The following is a 7,795-nucleotide window of genomic DNA, read 5'->3' as shown; positions in this document are numbered from 1 at the left end:
TACCGTCTAAGTAACAACGGTTTAAATAAGGAGTTACCATGAAATATGATGTAGTTGTCATCGGAAGTTTAAATTATGATATTTTAATTCAACAAGATAGATTACCTTATATTGGTGAGACTTTTATTGGTAATGAATTATTAATGATGCCTGGTGGCAAAGGAGCTAATCAGGCCGTCCAGTGTGCAAAGTTAGGACTGAAAGTAAAATTTATTGGCTGTATTGGTAATGATATATATGGTGATGAACTATTAAAATCACTTAAAAATAATAATATATCTACCGATAATATATATCGTAGAGGTTCTAATTCCGGCATAGGTGTAGTGCAAATTTTAGAATCCGGGGATTATTGTAGTACCATCATTAAAGGTGCCAATTATTTATTAACCAAAGAAGATATTAAAGATACATTTTTCGAAAATTCCCCATTAGTAATTTTTCAATCAGAAATACCTACAGAAGTTGTTGAATATGCAATTAGTCGAGCTAAATTTTATAGTTGTAAAATTATTGTTAATAATGCTCCAGCTAGATCAATTCCAGCCGCAATATTAAAGCAAATTGATTATCTAATTATTAATGAAACCGAGGCTACATTTATGGCCAATAAATATGTTGAAGATATCAATGATGCTCAAATGTGCGCTGAAGAGTTGTTTAAAAATAACCCATCAGGTACTGTTATTATTACTTTAGGTGAAAACGGAGCGGTATTTGCTGATGCAAATAATGTTACACATCACCCAGCAGTATTTTGCCCACAAGTAATTGATACTACTGGTGCTGGTGACTCTTTTATTGGAGGAATAGCTTGGAGCATAATCCAAAATATGCCAATGAATGAAGCTATTCCGTTTGCAGCTGCAATTAGTACTTATTCTATTCAAAAATATGGTGGGCAAAGTTCGTTCCCGATGTTGTCTGAAGTTCAACATGTATTGAAATAGTAAGTTAATACTGTGGGGTTTTATTGGAAAAGATCATCGAAAATAGCATATGTTTACAATTTAATTATTAAGATGAAATCGATTTTGAAAATCAATAAAACTATATGGTTTTCTAAATTTCTTTGATCGATAAGATAAAGTTCATTGTTGCCTGCTAGGTAAAATGTTTATTTTAGTTGGGTTATTGCTTATTGAAAATTATATATTTTTGCGTTATTACCATCGTAATTAAGGCTATATCCAAGCCTTATCTGCCACTACAGCATAGATGATTAATGGTAGTTGTCCTAATTTAATTCGATAGTGCTGTTACTAATATCACTACAATTGATGCGCTGCTAAGTATTATTATCTTTGATATCACAGCGCAAACCACCTAGATTCAAGCAAATAATCTTTCAACAGCAGAATTATTTGATAAATGCTGTGTCATACGTTTTGGTGTTGCTTAACCTAATGCACCATAATGTTTAGAAGCAGTCTGCAATAATTATAAAGTGGATCATTTTGGTGCGTAAAGATCAAATAAGTAGCAATGATACGTGGTTTTTGGCTTGGTATGTTTTTTGCACAAAAATGTAGTAATGAACGGTAATAATGAATAAGATGAAGAATAAGCGTTATTACAAGTATATTTTTTACTAATCATTTTTGGAAAATTATTATGCAGTATGATCGAATTATTAAAAATGGTATTGTTATTCTTGAATCAGGTGAAGTCCGTACTGATATTGCCATTAAAAATGGCAAAATTGCAGCCATTGCTCCAGATCTAAATGGTGCACATGAAGTTATTGATGCTCAAGGTTTAATTGTTAGTCCGGGTATGGTTGATGTACATGTACATATAAGCGAACCTGGCGGTATTCGTTGTGAGTGGGAGGGTTATGTCACTGGCACTAAAGCTTGTGCTAAAGGTGGCGTGACAACCTTTGTTGAAATGCCACTTAACCAACTGCCAGCAACCACTTGTGGTGATACACTTCGACAAAAATACGCTGCCGGCGAAGGCAAACTCTATGTTGATGTCGCCTCATTTGGGGGATTAGTCCCTTATAACCTCACTAATGGTGGCATTGAAGAACAAGTTAAAGAGGGGGTAACCGCATTTAAATGCTTTATGGCAACGTGTGGCGATCCTACTTTAGAGGGCGATTTTGCAAACGTTAATGACTATGCACTTTGGGAGGGCATGCGTCAAATTGCTAAAACCGGTAAATTACTGGCTATACATGCTGAAAACGCCGCCATTACCGACATGTTAGGCAAGCAAGCTAAAGAACGAGGTGAAACACGCGTTTCACAGTATGTGGCAACCCGCCCTATTTTTACAGAAGTAGAAGCAATTCGCCGAGCAATCTTTTTTGCTAAACAAACGGGTTGCCGTATTCATATTTGTCATGTGGCGTGCCCCGAAGGTGTTGAAGAGGTGATAAAAGCGCGCCAAGAAGGGGTTGATGTCACTTGTGAAACCTGTATCCATTATCTCTATTTTACCACTGATGAACTTGATGCAATTGGACCTTTAGCAAAATGTTCACCCCCTATTCGTGATAAACAGGCCCAAGATGGATTATGGAAATATCTATTTTCTGGTCACATTATTACCGCCGTATCTGACCATTCTCCTTGTACTTATGAAATGAAAAATAAAACTAATGCATTTGATGCATGGGGTGGAATTTCGGGTGTACAAAATAATGTCGATATTTTCTTCGATGAAGCGGTGCAAAAACGTGGTATGTCATTAAAACAGTTTGCCGATATCATCGCTAAAAATCCTGCTGAGCGTTATAACTTACCAACTAAAGGTTCAATTCAGATTGGCAAAGATGCGGATATTATCTTTATCAAACCGCAATCAAGTTATGTGATGAGAGCAGAAGATCTTGAATATCGTAACAAATTTAGTCCTTATGTTGGACGACAAATTAACGCACAAGTAGTACGTACGTTATTACGCGGTGAAACAGTTTACAATTTGACTACGGGTATTGAATCGACACCAAAAGGATCATTTATTCGTCGTTAGTTTGAATATAGCGGCGTTAAAAAGTTAAGTACGAAAGGAATAGGTAATGAATAATAATAGCCCTCAATTATCTAATAACCAATTAAATATTGATAAATCACTATTACCGAAAACACCACAACAGCGTACGGTCAATCCATTGGCATATGCTTTTATGTGGATTGGTGATGGTGTGAATCTTGGCAATATGACCTTAGGCGCCAGTTTAGTTGTTGCCGGTATTGCTACTATGAATATTGTGCAAACTTTTATGGCGGCTTTGATAGCTATTTTAATTATTACCAGTATTTTTGTACTTAATGATCGCTTAGGTTACCGGACCGGTATTCCTTATGTGGTGCAACTTAGGATGTCATTTGGTATAAAAGGTTCGATAATCTCTTCGCTGCTCCGTGGTATTCCTGGTATTGTCTGGTATGGTTTTCAAAGTTGGATTGGTGGCACGGCACTCAACGAAATTATCAAAATTCTATCCAATGAGAGTTTTGATAATGTCTTTATCTGTTTTGTGGTTTTACAATTTATACAAATTGCGTTATCACTGTATGGCTTTCATGCGATTAAATGGGTTGAGATATTAATATCATTAGTTATTCTATCCGCACTTGTCTATGCCTTTATTTTGTTACTTCGCAATCATCAAACTGTCATTATTGAAAAATGGATTAATACTGAAGGAACTTGGGGATTACCATTTTTTGGTTTTATTATGATGTTTTTAGGTAATTATGCTGCAATATTTTTGAGTGCGGCGGATTATTCACGCGAACTCAAATCAGGTATTAGTAACGGTAAACGCGGACTGTTATATTTTGTACCTATCACCATTGCCTATGGATTTGTTATCACAATTGGTGCTATGTTAGCTTCGGTTACAGGGAATAGTAATCCTGTTAAAGCATTTGCTATTGTTGTGGATAATTCGTATATCACTGTTGCGGTATCGTCATTTATTGTACTTGGGGCGATTGCGGTTAACATGGTGGCAAATATTATTCCACCGGCATATGTGATTAGTTTATTAACTAAAGTCAAATATAAATCAGCGGTAACGATTACGGGGTTACTCGCCATTGCTTCTTTTCCTTGGATTTTAGTTCAAGACTCATCAGCCAAAGGCTTAGGTCTGTTTATTTTGATCTATTCTGCGTTTTTAGGACCAATTGTGGCAATTTTACTTGTAGAGTATTATCTATTAAGGCGCCAACAAGTCGATATTAATGAACTCTATAATAAAAATGGTCAATTTGCAGGTTTTAATAAAGCTGCTATTTTAGCAATGTTTATTGGCTCGGCTGCGGCGTTTTGTGAAGTAAGTTTATCGTGGCTAATTGGCTTTTTTGTTGGTGGATTAAGTTATATTCTATTAACAAAATATGCCTTTAAACAATCACCGTTTAGAAAAGGTACTATTTTTGAAAAAAAGTAAATTAAGTGAAATTGAATGATGATCATTACTGATAATGATCATCTTTATTAACTCAGTTATTCGTTAGCGACTTGAGCGAGTCATACTAATTTTAATGCTTATTTGTGTTATGTTCCATTAGCTATTGCCAATTTGGCATGTCACCTTAATTTCTCGATTATCAGTAATTTCAAGATTAGATAATACCGCCAATTGTGGAAAATTAGGTCGCAAAAACTGTGATAGCATCAGCCTTAGTGAATGGTTAACTAATAATACTGGTGGTGCACCGATTGCTTCTTGTTGGTGAAGTGCTTGTTTAAGTTGTTCAATGATCTGCTCAGCAAGCCCTGGTTCAACATGGCTAGTATTTTGCATGGCTTGCAGTAATAAACGTTCTAAGTTGATATCTAAGCCAATCACCTCGATTGGATTGTTACCTGCAAACCATTGTTGTGTGATGACTCTACCTAAAGCAATCCTGACTATACTCAATAATTGATAAACATCATTTTGATTTGGCGCGTTTTCACAAATAGTTTCAATAATAGTGCGCATATCACGAATCGAAACTTTTTCCGCTATTAAATTTTGTAGTATTTTATGAAAGGTTGTTAACGTTACAACCTCAGGAATAAAATCTTCAACTAACTTAGGTACCTCTTGTTTCAAACGGTCAAGTAGTTCTTGTGTCTCTAATCTACCTAATAATTCGCTCGCAAATTGTTGTAGTAAGTGGTTAAAATGTGTGGCAATCATGGTACTGGTATCGACAACGGTATAACCTAATATTTGTGCATTTTCTTTATTGCTTTCATCTATCCATATTGCTTGTAAACCAAAAGCCGGCTCGGTTGTTGCAATACCATCAATGGTTTCTACCACTTTACCTGGATTGATTGCCAACCATTTATTATTCATAATTTCACCTTGCCCAATTTCGCCACCTTTTATAAATAATTTGTATTGGTAAGGGGCTAAGGACAAATTGTCACGAATATGTACTTGAGGCGGTAAAAATCCAAAAGTTTGTGCAAATTTTTTACGTAAACTGCGTATTCGACCAAGTAATTCGCCATTTTGTGCTTGATCAACCATTGGAATCAGTCCATATCCGACTTCCATCGCTAAAGTATCTTCAATATTGACATCCGACCAAGACGCTTCAATATTACTTGGTGTAGTGGCATCGACATTGACTTGTTTGGTTTGTTGTTTAACCTCACTTTTTTTATATTTAGCTAACCACCAAGCAATAGCCAATAATAGACCGGTAAACAATAAAAACACTAAATTTGGCATACCAGGAATCAAACCAAGTAGCCCTATCACAGCCGCTGTTAAAATTAATACTTGTGGATTTTTAAATAACTGGTTGAGCATCTGCTCACTAATATTTTCTTGTGAGCTAACTCTAGTTACAATCACGCCTGCGGCGGTTGAAATAATCAGTGAGGGAATTTGAGCGACTAAACCATCACCAATGGTTAGTAAGACATAAGTTTTACTAGCATCAGCAAGTGTCATGTCATGTTGCATAATACCTACCATTAAACCACCAATAATGGTGATAGCCATGATTAATAAGCCGGCAATGGCATCACCACGGACAAATTTACTGGCACCATCCATCGAACCATAAAAATCGGCTTCTTGCGTGACTTCGGCTCGGCGCGCTTTGGCTTCGTCTTCACCAATTAATCCAGCATTAAGATCAGCATCAATTGCCATTTGTTTACCGGGCATACCGTCTAGTGCAAAACGTGCACCTACTTCGGCTATACGCCCAGCCCCTTTGGTGATAACCATAAAGTTAATAATCACCAAAATAATAAACACCACAATACCGATAGCAAAATTGCCACCAACCAAGAAATGGCCAAAGGCCTCAATAACTCGCCCTGCGGCGGCACTGCCTGTATGACCTTTTAATAATACAACGCGAGTTGACGCAACATTCAACGATAATCGCAATAAGGTGGCAAAAAGTAAAACAGTTGGAAAGGCGGCAAAATCAAGTACTCGCTTAGTAAATAACGCAACAATTAAAATAATAATCGACAAAGCAATGTTAAAGGTAAAAAACAGATCTAATACAAATGCCGGTAAGGGTAATACCATCATCGATAGTATTAATAAAATCAGTAATGGACCGGCTAATATTTGATAATGACCAGTTTTTAATGCATTTATTGATAATATATTGAGTAATTTGGATTTAATCATAAAAATAGTGATTGCCTTTATTTATTTTCAGATAAAAAATCGGGTATAGGTAAGTTATTGGGTTTTGCTGGCTTGTTGCCGCCATGTTTACGCCAATGTTTTAATTGATACACCCAAGCTAAAATTTGCGCTACAGCGGTATAAAGTTCAGTCGGAATGGTTTGACCAATTTCACCGTGACGATATAACGCGCGAGCAAGTGGTGGTGCTTCTAATTGTGGAATATCATGTTCACTGGCGATTTCTTTAATCCGTAAAGCCGTGTTATCGGTGCCTTTGGCGAGTAATTTAGGGGCTGCCATGGTTTTTTCATCATATTGTAAAGCCACAGCATAATGGGTTGGATTGGTGATAATAACATTTGCTTTACTCACATCGTTCATCATTCGGCGCCTTGCCATCGCTTGTTGCACTTGACGAATGCGCCCTTTGATTTGCGGATTGCCCTCTTGCTCTTTAAACTCATCTTTAATTTCTTGTTTCGACATGCGCAATTTTTTTAAATTGCTCCATATTTGATAAAAAATATCAAACCCCACCATTGGAATTAAAGATATAACGGCAAATAACCCACAAATCATAATTAATTGTGCGGCTTTTGCTAACGCATTGCTCAAATACATGTTGGGCAATGCGAGTATAGTAGAAAATTGGTGTAATAAAAAAAGTGCGCATGCAGCAGAAATTAACACTACTTTAAGGATAGATTTGAGTAATTCAGAAAAAATTTTCGTACTAAATAATCGACCGAATCCGGCAATTGGATTGAGTTTTTTAAAATTAGGTTTAATTGATTGCAAACTAAATAGTAAACCACCAATACAAAGCGGCGCTAGGATAGCTACAATCACTAAACCTAAAAAAATCGGCAAAATAGACCAAAAACCGGCTGTGAATAAATTAACCAAATTAAAAATGATTAGTTTATCATCCAAAACATGATTAGACACTTTCATTGCTGTTTTGATAATAACGATTAAATTGCCAACTAAATTGGCACCGATCATCGCAAATAGCGTAATACCTACCAGTAATATGATTAACGAAGTTAGTTCACGCGATCGCGGAATCTGACCCTTTTCTTTAGCTTTTTTGATTTTACTATCTGTGGGTTGTTCGCTTTTATCTAAATCACTGTCGTCAGCCATATTAAGCTTAAATAAAATTTAGGGGATAAGA

Annotated in this window: 5 protein-coding genes; 3 read left to right on the top strand and 2 right to left on the bottom strand. The window is 36.1% G+C overall.

Translation table 11 applies throughout. From position 1 onward, the window contains the following. Positions 1–38 precede the first annotated feature (38 nt). From A9G09_RS01090 to A9G09_RS01080, 3 genes are all read left to right on the top strand, one after another. Complete coding sequence (locus A9G09_RS01090) at positions 39–950, top strand: ribokinase (protein WP_065633075.1); 912 nt, start codon at positions 39–41, stop codon at positions 948–950. Positions 951–1,614: 664 nt separating this feature from the next. Next, positions 1,615–2,982 (top strand): allantoinase AllB, encoded by a 1,368-nt coding sequence (gene allB / locus A9G09_RS01085; protein WP_065633074.1) that lies wholly within the window; start codon positions 1,615–1,617, stop codon positions 2,980–2,982. Between the two features lie 46 nt (positions 2,983–3,028). Beyond that, positions 3,029–4,411, top strand: a complete 1,383-nt coding sequence (locus A9G09_RS01080; protein ID WP_065633073.1) for an NCS1 family transporter — start codon at positions 3,029–3,031, stop codon at positions 4,409–4,411. A 117-nt stretch (positions 4,412–4,528) separates the two neighbouring features. Here the strand turns inward: A9G09_RS01080 and flhA are convergent, their stop codons facing one another. Further along, a complete protein-coding gene (flhA, locus tag A9G09_RS01075; RefSeq protein ID WP_065633072.1) occupies positions 4,529–6,616 on the bottom strand; it encodes a flagellar biosynthesis protein FlhA in 2,088 nt (695 codons plus the stop codon). Between the two features lie 17 nt (positions 6,617–6,633). Next, entirely contained in the window at positions 6,634–7,764 is a 1,131-nt protein-coding gene (gene flhB / locus A9G09_RS01070; RefSeq protein WP_065633071.1) for a flagellar biosynthesis protein FlhB, read from the bottom strand. Positions 7,765–7,795 lie beyond the last annotated feature (31 nt).

Source organism: Gilliamella sp. wkB292, assembly GCF_001690235.1.
Classification (GTDB): Bacteria; Pseudomonadota; Gammaproteobacteria; order Enterobacterales; family Orbaceae; genus Gilliamella; species Gilliamella apicola_F.
Note: the sequence above shows the minus strand (reverse complement) of the source record. Positions and strands in the feature narration are given on the sequence as shown.